General features: G+C 73.3%; 15 protein-coding genes. 7 read left to right on the top strand and 8 right to left on the bottom strand.

The window, feature by feature from the left end:
• The first annotated feature begins 136 nt into the window (after positions 1-136).
• The 3 genes from ACZ607_RS11100 (at position 137) to ACZ607_RS11090 (ending at position 4,651) form a co-directional block, all read left to right on the top strand.
• A complete protein-coding gene (locus ACZ607_RS11100; protein ID WP_469734001.1) occupies positions 137-904 on the top strand; it encodes an SDR family NAD(P)-dependent oxidoreductase in 768 nt (255 codons plus the stop codon).
• A gap of 247 nt (positions 905-1,151) precedes the next feature.
• Complete coding sequence (locus ACZ607_RS11095) at positions 1,152-2,975, top strand: flavin-containing monooxygenase (protein ID WP_469734000.1); 1,824 nt, start codon at positions 1,152-1,154, stop codon at positions 2,973-2,975.
• A gap of 5 nt (positions 2,976-2,980) precedes the next feature.
• The gene (locus ACZ607_RS11090; RefSeq protein ID WP_469733998.1) at positions 2,981-4,651 is read left to right on the top strand and encodes an SMP-30/gluconolactonase/LRE family protein; all 1,671 of its coding nucleotides are present in this window, start codon (positions 2,981-2,983) and stop codon (positions 4,649-4,651) included.
• A gap of 41 nt (positions 4,652-4,692) precedes the next feature.
• Here ACZ607_RS11090 and ACZ607_RS11085 read toward each other — a convergent pair whose 3' ends face one another.
• Positions 4,693-5,802 (bottom strand): amidinotransferase, encoded by a 1,110-nt coding sequence (locus tag ACZ607_RS11085; protein ID WP_469733996.1) that lies wholly within the window; start codon positions 5,800-5,802, stop codon positions 4,693-4,695.
• A 178-nt stretch (positions 5,803-5,980) separates the two neighbouring features.
• Between ACZ607_RS11085 and ACZ607_RS11080 the strand changes: the two genes are divergently transcribed.
• The 3 genes from ACZ607_RS11080 to ACZ607_RS11070 all read left to right on the top strand — a co-directional run bounded on the left by ACZ607_RS11080 (position 5,981) and on the right by ACZ607_RS11070 (position 8,588).
• The gene (locus ACZ607_RS11080) at positions 5,981-6,457 is read left to right on the top strand and encodes an Lrp/AsnC family transcriptional regulator (protein ID WP_469733994.1); all 477 of its coding nucleotides are present in this window, start codon (positions 5,981-5,983) and stop codon (positions 6,455-6,457) included.
• A 24-nt stretch (positions 6,458-6,481) separates the two neighbouring features.
• Positions 6,482-7,171 carry an HAD family hydrolase gene (locus ACZ607_RS11075; RefSeq protein ID WP_469733992.1) on the top strand — a complete coding sequence of 230 codons (690 nt, stop codon included), beginning with the start codon at positions 6,482-6,484 and terminating at the stop codon, positions 7,169-7,171.
• A gap of 241 nt (positions 7,172-7,412) precedes the next feature.
• Positions 7,413-8,588, top strand: a complete 1,176-nt coding sequence (locus tag ACZ607_RS11070; protein ID WP_469734912.1) for a serine/threonine-protein kinase — start codon at positions 7,413-7,415, stop codon at positions 8,586-8,588.
• Between the two features lie 9 nt (positions 8,589-8,597).
• Here the strand turns inward: ACZ607_RS11070 and ACZ607_RS11065 are convergent, their stop codons facing one another.
• Both ACZ607_RS11065 and ACZ607_RS11060 read right to left on the bottom strand, forming a co-directional pair.
• Positions 8,598-9,590 (bottom strand): aldo/keto reductase, encoded by a 993-nt coding sequence (locus ACZ607_RS11065; RefSeq protein WP_469733990.1) that lies wholly within the window; start codon positions 9,588-9,590, stop codon positions 8,598-8,600.
• Between the two features lie 54 nt (positions 9,591-9,644).
• Entirely contained in the window at positions 9,645-10,565 is a 921-nt protein-coding gene (locus tag ACZ607_RS11060; RefSeq protein WP_469733988.1) for a glycoside hydrolase family 16 protein, read from the bottom strand.
• Positions 10,566-10,833: 268 nt separating this feature from the next.
• On the opposite strand from ACZ607_RS11060, the gene ACZ607_RS11055 reads away from it, so the two are divergent.
• Positions 10,834-11,493 (top strand): DNA polymerase ligase N-terminal domain-containing protein, encoded by a 660-nt coding sequence (locus ACZ607_RS11055; protein ID WP_469733986.1) that lies wholly within the window; start codon positions 10,834-10,836, stop codon positions 11,491-11,493.
• 4 nt (positions 11,494-11,497) lie between these two features.
• On the opposite strand, the gene ACZ607_RS11050 is transcribed toward ACZ607_RS11055, so the two are convergent.
• The 5 genes from ACZ607_RS11050 to ACZ607_RS11030 form a co-directional block, all read right to left on the bottom strand.
• Positions 11,498-16,018 carry a HEAT repeat domain-containing protein gene (locus ACZ607_RS11050; protein ID WP_469733985.1) on the bottom strand — a complete coding sequence of 1,507 codons (4,521 nt, stop codon included), beginning with the start codon at positions 16,016-16,018 and terminating at the stop codon, positions 11,498-11,500.
• A gap of 52 nt (positions 16,019-16,070) precedes the next feature.
• On the bottom strand, positions 16,071-16,454 hold the full coding sequence (locus ACZ607_RS11045) for a MerR family transcriptional regulator (protein WP_469733984.1): 384 nt from the start codon (positions 16,452-16,454) through the stop codon (positions 16,071-16,073).
• A 30-nt stretch (positions 16,455-16,484) separates the two neighbouring features.
• A complete protein-coding gene (locus ACZ607_RS11040) occupies positions 16,485-17,522 on the bottom strand; it encodes an MDR family NADP-dependent oxidoreductase (RefSeq protein WP_469733982.1) in 1,038 nt (345 codons plus the stop codon).
• Positions 17,523-17,618: 96 nt separating this feature from the next.
• Positions 17,619-18,311 (bottom strand): class F sortase, encoded by a 693-nt coding sequence (locus ACZ607_RS11035; RefSeq protein WP_469733981.1) that lies wholly within the window; start codon positions 18,309-18,311, stop codon positions 17,619-17,621.
• A gap of 155 nt (positions 18,312-18,466) precedes the next feature.
• A partial coding sequence (locus tag ACZ607_RS11030) for a hypothetical protein (protein WP_469733980.1) occupies positions 18,467-18,967 on the bottom strand: 501 nt, incomplete at its 5' end.

Raw genomic sequence — 18,967 nt, 5'->3', positions numbered from 1 at the left:
TTCCACGGTTTTCGGCCACCTTCCTTCCGGCTGCGCCCATCGTAGCGATATCTTTTCTGGCGCACCTTGCCATTTTGGCACTGCACGCCATTAAAGGTAGCGTGCCTCCCCCACCACCGGACACGAGGAGCATCACGTGAGCGTCACCACCAGCGGCCCGGGCCGCAGCGTCATCGTCACCGGCGCCGGATCGGGCATCGGCCGGGCCACCGCCCTGCTGTTCGCACGGGAAGGCGCGCGCATCGTGATGGCGGATGTCGACGACGCGGCCGCCCGGGCCGTCGCCGAGGAGGTGGAGCGGGCCGGCGGGACCGCGGTGCCCGTGATCGGCGATCTGCGCGACCAGGCGGTCGTGGACCGGGTCGCGGCGACGGCGGTGGAGGAGTTCGGCGGCGTGGACGTCCTGGTCAACAACGCCGGGGTCATGGACAGCATGTCGGCGGCCGCGGACACCGGGGACGACGAGTGGGAGCGCGTCATCGGCATCAACCTCACGGCCCCGTTCCGCCTCACGCGGGCCGTGCTGCCCTCCATGCTGGCCGCCGGCAAGGGGGCCGTCGTCTTCACCGCCTCCGAGGCCTCCCTGCGGGGAAGCGCGGCGGGCGCCGCGTACACGGCCTCCAAGCACGGCATCGCGGGCCTGACCAAGTCCCTGGCCGTCATGTACCGCGACAAGGGCATCCGCTCCAACGCCATCGCCCCCGGCGGCACCCTCACCAACATCCGGGTCGACGCGGACCGCGGCGCCCACGGTCCGGCCGCCCTCGCCCCCTACATGGGCAACGTCGGATCGCCGGCCCGGGCGGAGGAGCAGGCGGCGGCGATCGTCTTCCTGGCGTCCGACGCGGCGAGCAACATCAACGGGGCGGTCCTTCCCGTCGACAACGGCTGGTCCGCGGTCTGAACCCCCTCCCCCGCGTGCGGCCGGGGTCGCGATATGTATCTGCCACATGATGTGTACTATGCACTTCAGATCGAAGCGCGCGCACCACAAGTCCCCTGCGGGACAAGGCCACTTGCCTGCGCGCACCCCGGACGCGGACATCCGCGTCCGTCCGAGGCGGCCGCCCGAGCACCCGGCGCACCGGCGGCCGCACGACGACACCGGCCATGACCCGCCCCCTGATCCGCCCAGAGGAACGAGGCCCCGTATGCCCTCCCCCCACACCTCACCCACCGGCCCCGGCCCGCGTCCTGACTTCGACCCGGAGGCGCTGCGCCTGAAGTACCGCGCGGAACGAGACCGGCGCATCCGCCCCGACGGCAGCGCCCAGTACCGCGGCGCCACCGGTGAGTTCGGCTACTACGACGCCGACCCGCACGCCGACCCGCACTTCCGGCGGGAACCCCTGCTGGACCGGGTCGACGCGGTGATCGTGGGCGGCGGGTTCGGCGGTCTCCTCGCCGCCGCGCGGCTGCGGCAGGCGGGCGTACGGTCGATCCGGGTGATCGAGAAGGGCGGTGACTTCGGCGGTACCTGGTACTGGAACCGGTACCCGGGCATCCACTGCGACATCGACGCCTACACCTACATGCCCCTGCTGGAGGAGGTCGGCTACGTCCCGAAGTGGAAGTACGCGCCGGGCGAGGAGATCCGCGAGCACGCGCGGGCCATCGCGCGTCACTTCGGCCTCTACGACGACGCCTGCTTCCAGACCGAGGCCACCGAACTGCGCTGGGACGACGACGCGTCGGAGTGGACGGTCACCACCGACCGCGGGGACCGCGTCAGGGCGCGTTACGTCGTGGTGTCCAGCGGCACGCTCAGCCAGGCGAAGCTGCCCGGCATCCCGGGCATCGAGACCTTCGCGGGCCACACCTTCCACACCAGCCGGTGGGACTACGCGTACACCGGAGGCGACCAGGACGGCGGCCTGACGGGCCTGGCCGACAAGCGCGTGGCCCTGATCGGTACGGGCGCCACGGCCATCCAGGTCGTCCCGCACCTCGGAGCCGACGCACGGCAGCTCTACGTGTTCCAGCGCACGCCCTCCTCGGTCGACGTCCGGGACAACCGGCCCACCGACCCGGAGTGGGCCGCGTCGCTCCGGCCGGGCTGGCAGCGTCGGCGGATGGAGAACTTCCTCGAGGTCGTGACCGGCAAGAAGGTCGACGAGGACCTGGTGGACGACGCCTGGACCAGCACCGCCCGCCTGCAGGAGAAGCTCATCCCGACCGACACGTACGCGGACGTGCCGGCCGAGGAGCGTGAACGGGCGTACGAGATCGCCGACTTCCAGAAGATGAACGAGATACGGGCCCGCGTGGACGCCCTCGTGGCGGACGAGGAGACCGCGGAGAAGCTCAAGCCCTGGTACCGCTACATGTGCAAGCGGCCCACGTTCAGCGACCACTATCTGCAGACCTTCAACCGCCCCGGCGTCACGCTCGTGGACACCGCGGACAGCCACGGAGTCGAGCGGATCACCGAGGACGCGGTGGTGGTCGGCGGCGTCGAGTACGAGGTCGACTGCATCATCTTCGCCACCGGGTTCGAGGTGGGCGTCTCCGGTGTGATGTCGGGGAGGCTCCCGGTGTACGGGCGCGACGGCGTGACCCTGCTGCAGTCCTGGGCGGCCGAGGGCCCGAAGACGCTCCACGGGTTCTACAGCCACGGCTTCCCGAACTTCTTCCAGCTCGGCCCGCTGCAGAACGCCAGCTCCGTCAATTACGTCCACATCCTCGACGAGCAGGCCACGCATGTCGCGGAGGTCGTCGCCGAGTCGGAGCGGCGCAGGTCCCGGCGCGTGGAGCCCACGGTCGAGGCACAGGAGGAGTGGGTGGCCACGATCCGCCGGAAGGCCCCGAGCCTGCACGCGTTCCAGGCGGAGTGCACGCCCGGGTACTACAACAACGAGGGCAGGCCGCGGGCGCGCAGCGAGTCCTTCGGCGACGGTCCGGTCGCCTTCCACGCGTTGCTCAGGGAGTGGCGCGAGGGCGACGGCATGGACGACGTCCTGGTCGAGGCGGAGTGACGGGGGTGCGCGGGACGGAGGAGCAGGCGGCCGGATACCCCGGCAGGTTCGACGGGACCGGGCGGCGGGACCCCCACCCGACCGCCCGGAGACTCAACCCCGCCAACCCGCTGTGGGGGTCCAACGGCATCGCGTTCGGCCCGGACGGGCGGCTGTACGTCGCCGAGTTCCTGGGCGGCCGGATCAGCGCGGTCGATCTGGCGAGGGGTGAACTCGACGTCGTCGTACCGGCGGGCGGTCCGGTCCTGTCGCCGGACGACCTCGCGTTCGGCGCGGACGGCTCGATGTACATCGCCGACCTGGTCCCGGGGCGCGTCTGGCGGCGCACCCCGCAGGGCGAGTACTCCCTGGTCTGCGACGAGGTGAAGAACCCCAACGGCATCACCTGCGTCGGGGACCGGCTGTTCGTCAACGAGATGAAGCCGGACGGCCGTCTGCTGGAGCTCTTCCCCGACGGAGGTGAGCCGGCCGTGCTCACCGAGGGGCTCGCCATGGGCAACGCGATGCAGCGCGGGCCCGACGGGTACCTCTACTACCCGCACATGATCAGCGGGCAGGTCTGGCGCATCCCGCCGGACGGCGGTGACCCCGAGATGGTCGCGGACGAGGTGGACCGCCCGGTCGCGGTCCGCTTCGACCAGGGCGGTGTCCTGCACGTCCTGTCGCTCGGACCGGAGGGCCGGGTGACGCGCCTCGATCTGCACGGCACCGGGGCGAGGACCCTGATCACCAGCGGTGTGGTGGGACTCGACAACGCGGCGTTCGACGCCGAGAACCGGATGTTCGTCTCCAGCTACGCCAGTGGCGGCATCACCGAGATGCGCCCCGACGGACGGACCCGGGTGATCGTGCCGCGCGGCTTCGACGGCCCGTACGGCGTCACGGTCGGTCCGGGCGGCACGGTGTACGCGGCCGACCACTACCGGGTGGCGAGCCCGCCGGCCACCGGTGGGGGCACCCGGGCCGACGACGACGGCGCCGGGACGGGAGAACCCGCGGTCCACGTCCTGGCGCCGTTCGTCCACGGCATCGTGGCGGACGGCGAACTCCTGCACCTCACCTCGCAGTTCGGGGACGTACGGACCTACGACCCGGGGAACGGATCGATGCGGGCCCGGGCGGGCGGGCTGGACCGGCCGCTGGGCATCGCGGTGAGCCCGTCCGGCTCGCTCGTGGTCGCCGAGTCCGGCGGCGGGAGGGTGCTGGCCGTCGACGGCGACGACGAGGTCACCGTGCTCGCGGAGGGGCTCCGCCGCCCGGTCGACGTGGCCTTCGACGCGGCGGGGCGGTGCTACGTCAGCGACGAGCGGGCGGGCGCCGTGCTGAGGCTGGAGGAGGACGGTGCGGCGGCCGTCGTGGCCGACGGGCTCGGCGCGCCTCAGGGGCTGACGGTCCTGGGCGACACGCTGTACACGGTGGAGACCGGGCACCGCAGGGTGCGTGCGGTCTCCCTCACCACGTCGGCGAGCTGGACCGAGGCCGAGGACCTGCCGGTCGGCCCGTCGCCGGACGCCGTCCTCCTGCCGCCGGAGGCCGAACCCGCCCTGTTCGCCCACGGACTGCCGGGCCTCGCCCGCCGGTTCGCGGGGATCGCCGCCGCGCCGGACGGCTCGCTCGTCCTGGCCGCGGACGGCGAGGGCACCGTGCTGCGGCTGACCCCGTCCAGGACCGGGTAGCGGCGACGGCCGCCGCTCCGCCGGGGCGGGGCGGCGGCCGGTCAGTCGAAATAGGATTCGAGCGTTCCGCGCCGCCGGACGTCGAGCGTCGCGCAGTGGAACGAGCCGCCGAACGGCGCGTAGTGCAGCAGATCGCAGGGGATCGGCTCGAAACCCCACTTCTCCAGGGCACGCAGCATGCCGGTGTGACGCCGCTCCGCGATCACCCGCTTGTCGTCGACCATGAGGATGTTCATGCTGAGCCACTTGCCGCAGAGCGAGGTGACCTTGAGCAGCCGGTCGTCGATCCGGTCGGGCTCCGGGGCCACCAGGATGTCCCAGGAGCTCAGTACGTCGGGCAGCCGGTCGACGTCGATGTACTCGGGGTTCACCAGCGCCTTTCCGGGAGCGAGCACGAGGAACGTCGTGTCGATGTGCATGGGCGTCCGGCAGCGGCTCTCGATCTCGTGGACGCGGTAGCCGGGCCCGAGATGGCGGCGTACCCAGTCGATGCCCATCCGGTTGGTCACGTTGCTGCGCGTGACGAACAGGTCGCGTCCGGCCCGTACGAAATCCGCCGCGTCGAACACCGGCTCGAACTCGGTGAGGATGTAGCGCATCGGGTCCCCCTCCCCGGGCGTACGGAAGTCCGGGTCGAACAGCTCGTCGGTCAGCTGGGGTCTCGGTGCCGCCGTCCAGCGCGCGCCGCGCCGGAAGTAGTCCTTGAGGAGCGTGCGGTAGGAGTGGGTCTCGAAGTACCGGCACGGCCAGGCCATCGGCGTCTCGATGATCTCGTCGCCGATCACGAGCATGCTGTCGCGCGGGCAGGTGTTGCAGAATCCACGGGACGACCAGCCGGGGGTGGCGAAGCGCTGCCTGTGGTCGACCGCGTCCGGGCGGGTGACGGTGATCCCGAGGGAGCGCAGCAGGTCGACGAACCGGTCGAGCTCGTGCTGGGCCGACTCGACCAGCCGGCGCGGATAGCGGAAGCCCGCGGCCAGGCCCTGGAGCCGGGCCGCCCAGGGCGGGATGTTGCACGCGACGACCGGGTGACCGGAGGGGATCGTCGCGCCGTCGAGGCGCCCGACGATGATCTCCTCCAGCGGATCCCACTCGTTGTGCGAGTTCACCGGCGACGTGAGAGCCATGTCCAACGGCGGCGTGAGAGCCATGGTCAACCGCTTTCGGTCGCAGTCCGGCTTGCCCCTTTACCCCCCGTTTGCCATTCCACGCAACCACGCCCGTACGGTCCCGTCAAACGATCCGCCGGGTCACCGGTGCCGGGCGCGACCGCCGGCCCTGGGTACAGTCGGGCGACCGGTCACCGAGCCAGGAGGAGAACAGCCCGACATGGCGGTGGACGCCCTCGACACCCGCATCCTCCGGCTGCTCATCGAGCAGCCGCGCACCAGTGTGCGTGAGTACGCGCGCATTCTCGGCGTGGCCCGCGGCACCCTCCAGGCCAGGATGGACCGTCTGGAGCGGGACGGAGTGATCACGGGCACGGGCCCCGCCCTCTCCCCCGCGGCCCTCGGCCATCCGGTGCTCGCCTTCGTCCACCTGGAGGTCACCCAGGGGCATCTGGACGAGGTGGGTGACGCCCTCGTCGCCGTCCCGGAGATCATCGAGGCGTTCTCCACGACCGGGGGCGGCGACCTCCTGACGCGCGTCGTGGCCCGCGACAACGGGCATCTGGAGGACGTGATCCAGCAGCTGATCCAGCTCCCCGGCGTGGTCAGGACCCGGACCGATGTCGCCCTGCGCGAGCGGGTGGCGCACCGGGTCCTGCCCCTGGTCGAGGCGGTGGGGCGGGCCGCGGGCGGCTGACGGCCGTCGGGCATGCTGGGGGCCATGAGCACCCCGCGCCGCCCCGTACCGCCCGTCCTCCTCGATCTCGACGGCACCCTCGTCGACAGCGAGCCGAACTACTACGAGGCGGGGCGCCGGCTCCTCGCCCGGTACGGCGTGCGGGACTTCGGCTGGGAGGAGCACGCGCGCTTCATCGGGATCGGCACCCGTGAGACCCTCACCGCCCTGCGGGAGGAGTACGGGATCGAGGCGCCGGTCGACGAGCTGCTGGCCGGCAAGAACGCCCTGTACCTGGAGCTCGCCGGGACGTCCACCACCGCCTTCCCGGAGATGCGGACGCTGGTCGCACGACTGCACGGGGCCGGGGTGCCGATGGCGGTGGCGTCGGGGTCCTCCAGGGCCGCGATCGCGGCGACGCTCGCGGTCACGGGACTGGACGCGTACCTCCCCCTGTACGTCTCCGCCGAGGAGGTGGCCCACGGCAAGCCGGAGCCCGACGTCTTCCTGGAGGCGGCCCGGCGGCTGGGTGTGGCGCCGGACTCGTGCGTGGTCCTGGAGGACGCGGTGCCGGGGGTGCGGGCGGCGCACGCGGCGGGGATGCGCTGTGTCGCGATCCCCGAGACCCGGGTGCCGGTGGACGCCGCGGCGTTCGGGAAGGCGGAGCTGCTGTTCCCGGGCGGGCAGGCGGAGTTCACCGCCGCCGCCGTGCTCGACTGGCTCGGCGCCGGGTGAGAACAGGCCGGTCGGGCAGGCCGATTGGCCGGATCCGGCGTCCCGGACTCCGGCCGGGCGAGCGGAGGTCCGGGGGACGGATATCCTGATCAGGCCGCGCATCCCGACGCACCGTACCGAGGCGATGAGCCCGACGAGGTCGCCGCCGCGGCAGTCGGAGCGGGCCATAATTCGAGATTGGTGTGCACAGGTGCTGGTTGCTGGACGGTACCGGCTGATATCCCCCATCGGCCGTGGCGGTATGGGCGAGGTGTGGCGCGCCGAGGACGAGGTCCTGGGGCGGGCCGTGGCGGTGAAGCTGCTGCTGGGCGACCAGGCCGACGCCTCGTCGACCGCGCGTTTCCGCCTGGAGGCGCAGACGGCCGCGCGTCTGAGCCACCCTCACCTGGTGGCGGTGTTCGACTTCGGCTCCTGGGAGGACCGCTTCTACCTGGTGATGGAGCTGGTCGAGGGCCGGAGTCTCGGGGATCTGCTGGAGGCTCAGGAGACGGTCCATCCCGAGCAGGTGGCCCACATCGCCGGCCAGGCCGCCGCCGGTCTGGCCGCGGCCCACCGGCAGGGCATCGTCCACCGGGACATCAAGCCGGGCAACCTGATGCTCGACGCCGACGGGTCCGTGAAGATCGGGGACTTCGGCATCGCCCAGTTCGTCGACGACCCCTCGACGGCGCTGACCACGGCCGGCCACATCGTGGGTACGAGCCTGTATCTGGCGCCCGAGCGGGCCCTGGGCCGTACGGCGGACTCCGCCTCGGACATGTACTCCCTGGGCTGTGTCATCTACCAACTGCTGGTCGGGCAGCCGCCGTTCCGCTCGGACACCGCGACCGCGACGCTCTACCAGCACGTGGACACGCCTCCGGTGCCGGTCAGGCAGCGAGGGGTGGACGTCTCCCCCGCCTTCGACTCGTACCTTCTGGGTCTGCTGGCGAAGAAGCCGGAGGACCGGCCGAGCGCGCAGCAGGTCTCCGACTGGTTCCGTACGGACGCCTGGCGTGGGCGGCCCGAGCCGCTGCCGCACCACTCGGCCGCCGCTCCACGGTCCGCCGCCCCGGCCGCTCCCGCGCCGGCTCCCGGGGCCCCCGCGGGCGGGGGCCCGTCGACGTACCGGCTGCCGCAGGCCACCGGACGCAGACGGGCGGCTCCCGCGCCCCGGGCCTCCAGATCCGCCGCGAGGTCGGCCACGACCCGCCGGATCAGCACGAGTGAGGCCATCCGCCGGCGTCCGCGCGTCGCGAGCGCCGTGGCGGGGACGGTCGCGTTCCTCGCGGCGGTCTATCTGGGGACGATCCTCTTCGCGCCGGACACCGGGGCGGCGGACACCCCTGATCCCGGTTCCACGCCGACGGCCGGTATCGAGTCGCCCGCTCCGGCCGGGGCCGCGGTGGACCCGGCCGGTGACGGCGACGACGACTGAGCGGGCGGCTCACCAGCGCGCGTGGACCTCCGCGCGGATCCGCCGGTCGTACAGGTCGCGCACCGCGTCGAGGGTGCTCTGCGGCAGGGGCGGAAGAGCGGCGGCCGAGGCGTTGGCGCGGGCCTGCTCCACGGACCGTGCCCCGGGGATGACGCTGGTGACACCGGGCTGCTGGATGATCCAGCGCAGCGCGGTCTGCGCCGGGGTGGCGCCCTCGGGAGCAAGCGCGGCGAACTCCGCGGCGGCGGCCACACCGGTCGCGTAGTCGATGCCGGAGAACGTCTCTCCCTGGTCGAACGCCTCACCGTGGCGGTTGTAGGTGCGGTGGTCCTCGGGAGCGAACACGGTGTCGGCGGTGTACTTGCCGGACAGCAGTCCGGAGGCGAGCGGCACCCGCGCGACGATGCCGACCCCGGCCTCCGCGGCGGCCGGGAGGACCTCGTCGAGGGGCTTCAGGCGGAACGGGTTGAGGATGATCTGGACGCTCGCGACTCCGGGCCTGGCGATGGCCGTGAGCGCCTCGGCGCACGTTTCGACGCTCACCGCGTACGCGGCGATCCGCTGCTCGTCGACGAGCGTGTCCAGGGCGTCGTACACGGCGTCGGAGGAGTAGACGGCCGTGGGCGGGCAGTGCAGCTGTACGAGGTCGAGGGTGTCGACGCCGAGGTTGGCGCGCGAACGGTCGTTCCAGGTGCGGAAGTTGTCCAGGACGTAGTTCTCCGGAAGCTGTTCCGCGCGCCTGCCCATCTTGGTGGCGACGAAGACGTCCGCGTCCGGGCGGTCCTTCAGATAGCGGCCGATGAGCTGTTCGCTGCGGCCGTCGCCGTAGACGTCGGCGGTGTCGAAGAAGGTGACACCGGACTCGACGGCGGCGTCCAGGACGCCGAAGGCCTCGGCCTCCCGCACCTCGCCCCAGTCCCCGCCGAGCTGCCAGGTGCCCTGTCCTACGACCGATACGTCACGGCCGGTCCTGCCGAGTGTGCGCTGCTCCATACGGATCATGCTACGTCGGTGCGCGGACCGGCGGGGGTGTCCTCCGCCGGTCCGCGTCCGCGCTCAGTCGCCCGTGGTCACACGGACGTAGTCGACGACGAGCTCCTGCGGGAAGCTGGTGCTGCCGTCCGGGTCGCCCGGCCAGTAGCCGCCGACGGCGAGGTTGAGGATGACGAAGAACGGCTTGTCGAACACCCAGTCGTTGCCGTTGAGGTCCGCGGGTGTCCTCTGCTGGTAGACGGTGCCGTCGACGGACCAGGTGATGGAGTCGGGGGCCCAGTCCACGGCGAAGGTGTGGAAGTCGTCGGCGAACGCGGCCCCGCCCGGGAGGGTGTAGCCGGCGCCGATGCCGCCGGATCCGGAGTAGCCGGGGCCGTGCAGGGTGCCGTGGACGGTGCCGGGTTCGAAGCCGACGTTCTCCATGATGTCGATCTCACCGCTGTTGGGCCATCCGACGCTGCCGATGTCGGCGCCGAGCATCCAGAAGGCGGGCCATATGCCCTGCCCGCGCGGGATCTTCATCCTGCTCTCGATGTGCCCGTACGTCGCGGTGAACTTGCCGGAGGTGTTGAGACGGGAGGAGGTGTACTCGCAGGTCCCGTACCAGCACTGGTAGTTGCCGGGGTTCTCCTTGCGGGCGGTGATGACGAGGTTGCCCTGGCCGTCGAGGGCGGCGTTGCTGTTGCCCGCCGTGTAGTACTGCCGTTCGTGGTTGTCGACGTTGTCGCCGGTCTCCGTCAGCCACTTGCCGCCGTCGACGGCGGATCCGGCGGCACCGTCGAAGTTGTCCTCGAAGGCGACGGCCTGCGCGGCCCGGGAACCGGTGGAGGACGCAGCCGTGTGGGGGTCGGGTGCGGCCGAGGCTCCGGCGGGCAGCGCGGTCATGACCACGGAGCAGCAGAGCAGGGAGAGGGCGGCGTACAGCGTGGTGCGGCGCTTCCTGGAGAGGCGGCGCTCCGCGCGATGGGGGGAAGGCACAGTCATCACTTCATTTCTGGTGGGGGGATGACAGTCATGCGCATGACAGACAAGCACCGAGAGATGAACACGCGACGCGCTCGTCCCGGGCGTATCTTTCAACACTTGATTTAAGGCAGTGGCCCGAGGCCCGTCAAGGATCTGGTCCAGACCGGATGGCCTCGGCGAGAAGTCGTCGCGGCCTCGGGAGGGGAAGTCGTCGCGGCCTCGGCGAGAAGTCGTCGCGGGTGGGAGCCGTCGCCGCACCGCCTCCGGCCTGCCCCCGCCGTGCGGCGTGCGGTCGGCGGCGGCACAGTGGAGGCATGGACCGAGCGGGGCCCGCACGGCCTTCGACCGGGCAGCCGCGCACCGTCCGACGCATCCGGCGGAAGGATCAGGCGTGGACAGCGAAAGCACACGGCGTTTCGTGGTGCAGATCCACGACGCCCGGCGTATGCATTTCGACTTCCGTCTCGAGGTCGACGGCGTCCTGAAGTCCTGGGCCGTGCCGCGCGGCCCGTCGGACAATCCGAGCGACAAACGGCTGGCCGTGCCGACGGACGACCATCCCCTGGAGTACCGCGAGTTCGAGGGTGTCATCCCCAGGGACGAACAGGGCAGCGGCACCGTGATCGTCTGGGACCAGGGCACCTACACCCCCACCAGTCACGACCTCGCGGGCGATCCCGTCCCGTTCGCCGACTCCCTGGAGGACGGGCACGCCACGTTCCGGCTCGACGGGGCCAAGCTGCACGGGGAGTTCGCGCTCACCCGCTTCCACATCGACGACGAGGAGGGGGTCCGGGGGCCCGAGGCCTGGCTGCTGATCAAGGCCAACGACCGGCAGGCCGTGCACGACCGGCCGGGCACCCCCGACCCGTACCACGCCCGGTCGGCCCGCACCGGCCGCACCCTGCACCAGGTCGCCGTGGCCGAGCGGGAGAGCGCCCACTGAGGGATCAGGGCACGGGCGGCGCGTCGTCGCCGGAACCGGTGAGCCGCTCCAGGACGCCCGTGTAGCGGGCGCGCCTGTCGGGGCGGGCCTGGCCAACGGCGTGCCGCAGGGCGGGGACCGCGGCTGCGCCCATCAACAGGAGCCCTTCGGCGGCCTCCTTGCGGACCGGTGGGTGCGAGTGGCCGAGCAGGGCGACCAGCGCGGGGACTGCGGGCTCCCAGCCGGCGTGGCAGAGCGTCCTGATCGCCATGCGCCTGATGTCCGGCTGCGGGTCCTCCAGCAGGGCGGCCGTGTGCAGCAGATGGGAGGGCCGGTCCAGCAGGGCGCGTGAGGTGCGGTGGGCGTGCAGCCTGACCTTGGGCCTGGGGTGGTGCAGCAGCTCGCCGATGAGTTCCCGCAGACCGGGGTCCTTGTCCGGGGACCGTCCGCCGTGCTCCTCGGTGAGGCGGGAGAGGGCCCTGCGTATCTGCTCCGGCCCTCCGGTACGGGCCAGGCGCAGCAGTTCGGCGCGGTCCGGGCGGCGGTCCGCCCCGGCGGGGGCCGGCGGAGGCGCGACGGAGCCGGGCCCCTCGTCCAGCAGGAGCCGTTCGGCGAGGTCGTCGCGCCCCTCGGCGCGCAGCCGTTCCCGCATCCTCCTGAGCTCCGGGGTGGCCAGCAGCCGCAGGCCCTCCAGCAGGTCCAGGAGACCCCAGGCCCCCGCCTCCAGCCGGGCACGGAGGTGTTCCGCCAGCAGATCGGCGGGCGCGGAGCGCAGGGCGTGACCGGCGTCCGTACGGACGGCGGCGGGACCGTGCTCCCACCATGCGAGCAGGAGCGGGATCAGCGGTACGAGGTCCCAGGGGCCGAGCCGCCGGGCGAGCAGGACGATCCTGGCGGGCAGCAGGTCCCCGGCGCCCAGCTCCGCGGGATCGACGGTGGCCAGGGTGCGGACCAGGCGGTCCCCGGGCGGCAGGTCGACGCGTCCGCGCAGGTACGCGTCGAGGACCGCGCGTGCCGTGTCCGGCTCGGGCCGGCCCAGGAGCTGCCGGGCCGCTTCGGATCCGCGGCGGGCGTCGGGGCCCTCCAGCAGCTCCAGCAGCCGGGTGCGCCGCGCGGTGGAACGCGGCCGGCCGGGGTCACCGGCGCGTACGACTTCCGAAGCCGGGGCGACCGGCCCGGCGGGCGTCCACGCGGGCACACCGAGCGGCCTCAGCTCCGTCATCCATCCGACGAGCAGGGCACGCACCTCGTCGTCACCGGCCTCCGGGTAGGCGGCCACGAGCCCGGCGAGCCGCTGCCCGGCGTCCGGCGGACCGGGGACGCGGTCCCGGAACTCCTCCAGGACGCGCCGGGTGCGGAGGGCCGCGCGCAGCGCCGACCGCCATGCCTCGCCCGCGCTGTCGGGTGCGGGCGGCTGCGGCAGGGGGAACGCCTCACGCAGTACGGCGGTTTCGGCCTCCCGGACATCGGCCTCGACGCGGGCGGCGGCGAGCGCACGGTCCAGGTCCTCCCTGACCGGTACGGCGTCACAGGCCCGGAGCAACCGCAGCGCCTCCATGGGCTGCGGGGGCGACAAGGACCGTACGGCGTCGGCGAGTTCCATGCGCTCGGGGCCGGACAGCCGGGGCGCCGCGGCCCGGAGTACGGAGAGGAGTCCTGCCCGGTGTCCCCGCTCCCCCGCGAGCCCCTCCGTCAGCACCTGGGCGTACCCGGCGAAGAGGTCCAGCTCGGCGGGCGGCCACGGCGTGGGGCAGAGCCGTACGACGAGGGCGAGGACCCGGTCCCGGGCCTCCTCAGGGACCGCCGTGGCCAGGTCCAGCCAGTGCGCCAGCATCGGCCGCAGCTCCGCCGTGCGGCGGGCCCGCACCGCGTCATGGCTCTCGGCGAGGCGCAGGGCGACCGGGGCGCTCCAGCCGTGCTCGGCGAGTTCGGCGGCCCGGGAGTCCGCGTCCCCGTCCCGCGGGTGGGCGGAGTGGGTGATCCCGTACTCCGCGAAGAGCTCCGCGAGATCGTCCGCGGCGCTCCCCGCCGCGAGGCGGATCCGGCCGGCGGCCACCAGGGCGAGCAGGTCCGGCACGACCGGGGAACCCTGCTCGGCCAGGGCGAGGACCGTACGGGAGGCGAGGGCGCCGTCGAGGGCCCGCAGCAGCAGCGCGCGTCGGCGGGGGTCCCCGGCCCGTGCGGCGGCGGCGAGGAGCGTGGCCGTCCAGGCGTCGCCCAGCACCGCGCGCAGTGCGGCGACGAGCGCGGTGCGCAGCCCCGGGTTGTCGTCGCGGCCGAGCGAGCGCAGGAGTCCGGGTACGGCGGCCTGGGTCCCGGCGCGTGCCAGGACCGACGCTGCGGTCTTCCTGATGTTCATGGTGGGGTGGTCCAGGAGGGCCGCGATCGCCGTGCAGGCCCAGCGGGCCTCGGCATGGCCGAGGGCGAGCAGCGCCTGCCGTACGGTCCGGATGTCCTCGGCCCGCGTCAGTGCGATCAGGGTGGCCGACAGGGCCTGCGCGTCCTCGCCCGTGGTGCCCGCGGCCAGCAGCGCGATGGCCTGCTTGCGCACCTGCGGATCGCGATGGCGCAGCAGCCGGTGCACACGGGGGCGGGTACGGGCCGACGGCGCGCGCCGCAGGACTTCGAGCAGGACGGCCCCTTCCCGGGGCGGCAGGCCGGGCCGGTCCAGCAGGTCCAGCACGATCCCGGCCAGCAGCGCGTCGCCCGCCTCCCGGGCGTCACGGGCGCCGACCAGGCAGGACGGTCTGATCCTGCGCCGCTCGTGCAGCCGGCCGCCCAGGCCGCGTACGGCGTCCACGATCTCCTGGGGGACGACGGGTTCCTCGGCGCGGGCCGGTTCCGGGAGCGCGCCCGTTTCGACCGTCTCCCACGATGCCGCCAGTTCGCTCACGACGCGCAGGAGCAGCCCCGTGACGGCGGGCAGGGTAGCGGCGCTGCCGTGGGCCGTGAGCGTGCGGAGCGCGGCGACCGGGTCGGCGGGCTCCGGTCCCTCGGTCAGCAGGGCCAGTTCCCGCTCGTCGGGGGCTCCGAGGTCCGCCGCGACGGCCGGGGGCAGGGCGGCGGGATCGACGCGGGCCAGGAGCGTGCGCCGGACCTCCGGATCGGTGGTGAGCTGCCAGAGGAGTTCGAGCGCACGGTGCCGCACCGGGCGGAGGAAGGGGGCGGTTGCACGGCCGTCGGTGTCCGGGCCGAGCGCTTCGGTCAGCGCCGCGACGGTGCGCTGTCCGCCGATGGCTTCGAGCGTGTCGAGGACGGCGGCGGGAGCGCGGGGCAGCAGCGCCAGCACGGCCTCCTCGGCTTCCTCGTGGCGGAGTTCACGGATCGCTTCGAGGCAGGGCGCCGGTAGCCGCGCCGACGGGAGCATACGGGTGACCGCCGCCCCGATCGGGAGGTCGCCCGTCCCCTGCCCGGCCAGGGCGACGAGCAGGGCGAGGCGGCGGGGCCCGCACGGGTCGTCCGCGGGTGTCCCGGTGAGCAGGTCCAGGACCGCCCGGCGGCAGGTGTAGAGGACCGTGGCGACCGTGCGGGGGTCGATCGAGTGGTCGGCCAGCGCCAGCGCGACAACGGCCGGCGCCTGGGACACGTCGGGGAAGTGCCCCCGCCGGTGGAGCCCTTGCAGACAGCTCAGGGCGGGCCCGCCGAGAAGCAGCGGGTCCTGGGCGGCGATGTCCAGGAGCGCGCCGATGTCACCGCGTTCCGCCAGGTCCCCGAGGAGTTCGAGGGCCTGGCGCCGTACGTCCGGGGGCGCGGCGGAGTCGGCCGCCGTGCGCGTCAGCAGGGGCCCGTGCCCGTGCCGGGCGGCCGCGGTGAGCGCGAGGGCGGACACGGGCGCGCCGTGCGTGGGGCCGAGGTACGGGGCGAACCGGGTGGCCGGCAGGGGGTCCGTCGCCGCCCAGGGCTCGGCCAGTTCCTCCAGCGCGGCGGCCGCGGCGGCCGTGTCGTCCGGGCCGGTGCCGAGCAGCCCGGCCAGCTGGTCCCTCGCGGGCCCGGGTGCCAGCAGTCCGGCGTGCAGGCCCTGTCGTATCAGCCGTACCGCCTCCGTCCGGAGGACGGGGTCACGGGCGCCCAGGACCTCGGCCACGAGCCGGTCCGGGCGGTGGGCGTCCCCGGCGTCGATGGCGCGCACCGCCCGGTGGAGCGTCTCCCCCGGCCGCTCGTGCCGCAGCGCCGAGGGGTCCGTGAGGAGTTCGGCCCGCAGCCAGGCGATCCGCACGCGGGCCGGGGACGCGGCGGCACGCCAGGCGGGGATCGCTCCGGGCGGGAGGTGGATTCCGAGGCGCCCGTAGAGCCCGGCCAGCAGGAGCGACTCGTCCGGCGGCCCGGGGACGTCACGCGGCAGCAGTGCCGCCAGTTCGGCCGCCTCGCCCGCCGGGAGCCGGGGCCGCGCCGCCCGCTCGGCGAGAAGGGACAGCCCCCGGTACCTCGTACGGCGGTCCTCGTGTCCGATGAGCGGCGCGAGCTCGGAGACCGGGCGGAGGGCCATGACCGTGTCACGGCGCGGGAGCCTCCGCGGAGTCCAGGTGTCTGCCGGCGTCGTCGTCACCGTGGCATTTTAGGTGCGTACGGGACGTCCCGGCCGGAGATTGCCGGCGCCCTCAGCCGACCGGCCGGCCCACCGTCCCGACCCGGGCGGCGAGTTGCTCGCGCAGCCGGGTCAGACGCGCGATCTCCGCGTCGAGCACCGCCAGTCTCCGCGAGGCCACCCCTTCGCTCCCCGGGCCCCCGTCCCCGCCGCCGCATCTCGGGGGCGGGCTGTCCATCAGCAGATCGAGACGGTCCGCGCACCGGCTCAGGTCCTCCACGGTGAGTCCGAGGGACAGCAGCTCGCGGATGAACCCGACCCGCGCCACATCGCGCGCGCCGTACTGCCGCTGTCCCGTGGCGCTGCGCGCCGGCGGGGGCAGCAGCCCTCGCTCCTCGTAGAACCGAAGCGCTCTCGGCGTCGTGCCCGCGGCCGCCGCGGCGTCACCGATCCGCATCCCCACCCCCCGCTGTGTGCCGTCCCGGTGCTACAGCTCGACCACCACCGTGCCGAGGTGCTGCCCGTCCATCAACTCGTGCAACGCGGCAGGGGCGTTGCGTATGCCCGGGATCCGTACGTGCGGGAAGGTGATCTCCCCGGAGCGCAGCCACGCCCCGAACGCCCGGGTCCACTCGCCATGGGCCTCCGGGTGGTCGAGGCCGGAGATCCCCCGCATCGTGATGCGCTTGACCACCAGCTGGAAGGTGTCGATCTCGACCGGTGCCGTGGCGCCCCCGCCCTTCCCCGAGAGCTGGCCCGCCAGCGTCCCGATCAGGACGAACCGGGCGCCGGGCCGCGCCGCCCGTACGGCCGCGCGCAGCTGCTCGCCCCCGACCATGTCGACAAAGACATCAATACCCTCGGGGGCCGCCTCCGCCAGCCGGTCGGAGAAGGAGTGTTCGGGGTCCCTCAGCACGACGGCGTCGTACCCGAGGCCGTCCGTCATCCGCTCGGCCTTGGCCGGCGAGCCGGTGCTTCCGATGACCCGTCCGGCCCCGAGCAGCCGGGCGATCCGGCCTGCCACGGAGCCGATCCCTCCCGCTCCGCCCGAGACGAACACGGTCTCCCCCGGCTGGAGTCCGGCGACCCGGGTGAGCGCCGTGTACGCCAGGGAGCCCTGGGAGAGGTGGGCCGCCGGGTCGGGCAGAGCGCCGTCGTCGAGCAGGACGCACTCCGTGGCCGGCACCACCGCGTACTCCCGCCAGCCGAGGAAGTGCGAGACCAGCGCGCCCACGGGCGGTCCGGCGGTGCCCGGCCGGGCCACCACCTCACCGACGGACGGGCCGAACAGCGTGTCACCGGGGGCCAGCCCGGGGAAGGGCGCGCCCTCCGCCCCGCCGGAGACGAGGATGCGCAGGGCGGGGAAGACCTGGAAGTACGTGTTGCGTACGAGCACCTCCCCCTCCCCCGGCACCGGGAGCGGCTGCTCCACGACGTGGAAGTGCTCGGGACGCGGCAGGCCCTCGGGGACGGCCGCGAGCCGTACCTCACGGGAGAGCCGGGGCAGGGTCGGGCGTGCGGTCATCGGCGGACTCCTCGTCTGCGCGCTCCGGGCCCGGGTGGCCGGAGCACGCAGACGCTAAGCCCTCACCCATGCGTCAGGGTCAAGCGCCGGAAGCGCTCAGGAGTTCTTGGCGGAGGCCAGGTGGGCGAAGACAACCACGTTGTCCTCGTAGTCCTTCTTCTTCTTGTCGTACACGCCGCCGCAGGTGATCAGACGCAGCTGGGCGGAACCGGTGTCGGCGTACACCCGATCGTTCGGGAAGTCGTCCTTGCTGAAGGTCTCGACCGAATCGACCTTGAAGGTGGCGACCACGCCGTCCTCGCGGGTGATGTCGACGGTGTTGCCCGCCTTGAGCGTGCTGAGCAGCAGGAACACGGCGGGGCCGGTCTTGGTGTCGACGTGCCCGGCCACCACCGAGGTGCCGCGCTCGCCGGGAGTGGCGCCGTTCTTGAACCAGCCCGCGAGGTTCGCGTCGTTCGCGGGCGGCGCGTCCAGCTGCCCGGAGGGGCCGATCGACAGCGGCGTGAAGGGCGCGTCGACCGCGATCGACTTGATCGAGATCCGCCTGGGATTCGACGGGGGCAGTCCCGGCGGGGCCTTGGTGGCCGATGCCGAGGGGGCCGGTGAGGCGGATGCCGAGGCGGCGGGGAGGGAGACCACGGCGGGAGCCGGGGGCACTCCGGCGGACGCGTCGAAGGAGTTGTAGACGAGGAGGAAGCCCAGCCCCACCGCCGCGACGGGCCACAGCAGGGAACGGCCGAGGGCAGGGGAGGCGGGGTCTTTTTCGGACGACGGCTGCGGGGCGGCCATGCGCATGCTGCCTTTCGCGTACGGGAGGGGCGGGCCTGCGGTACGGGCGGCCCGTCGTTCGGGAGGCACGGGCCGGCGGTACGGGGAAATCGGCGCGGCCACCGCCCCGGTGAGGGCGGCGGCCACGACAGGATTCATTCAGTACGGGGCGCCCGTCAGGCGGCCGCGGTACCCGAGGCGTTGCGGCGGCGCAGCTTGTACGCGGCGGCACCCAGGCCACCGAGCATCAGCACCGAGCCGGCGGCCAGGCCGCTGCCGGAGAGCGCCATCGCGCCACCGCCGGTGTGGACGCCGCCCTCGGGCTTCTCGTGCTTCCAGGTCTTCTCGCTGTCGCCGGAGCCGGAGTCGGAGCCGGACTCCTTGTCCTTCTGCCAGTCGTCGGACGACAGGCCGGCCAGCGCACCGCCACCGGCGTGCACGCCACCCTCCGGCTTCTCGTGCTTCCACGAGTCCGGCTTCTCACGGTCGTCGTTGCTGCCGGAACCGGAGTCCTTCTCCTTGTCCTTCTGCCAGTCGTCCGACGACAGGCCGGCCAGCGCACCGCCACCGGCGTGGACACCGCCCTCCGGCTTCTCGTGCTTCCACGAGTCCGGCTTCTCACGGTCGTCGTTGCTGCCGGAACCGGAGTCCTTCTCCTTGTCCTTCTGCCAGTCGTC

The organism is Streptomyces sp. NPDC104381 (genome assembly GCF_055583745.1).
This window is presented reverse-complemented; position numbering and strand designations above follow the sequence as displayed.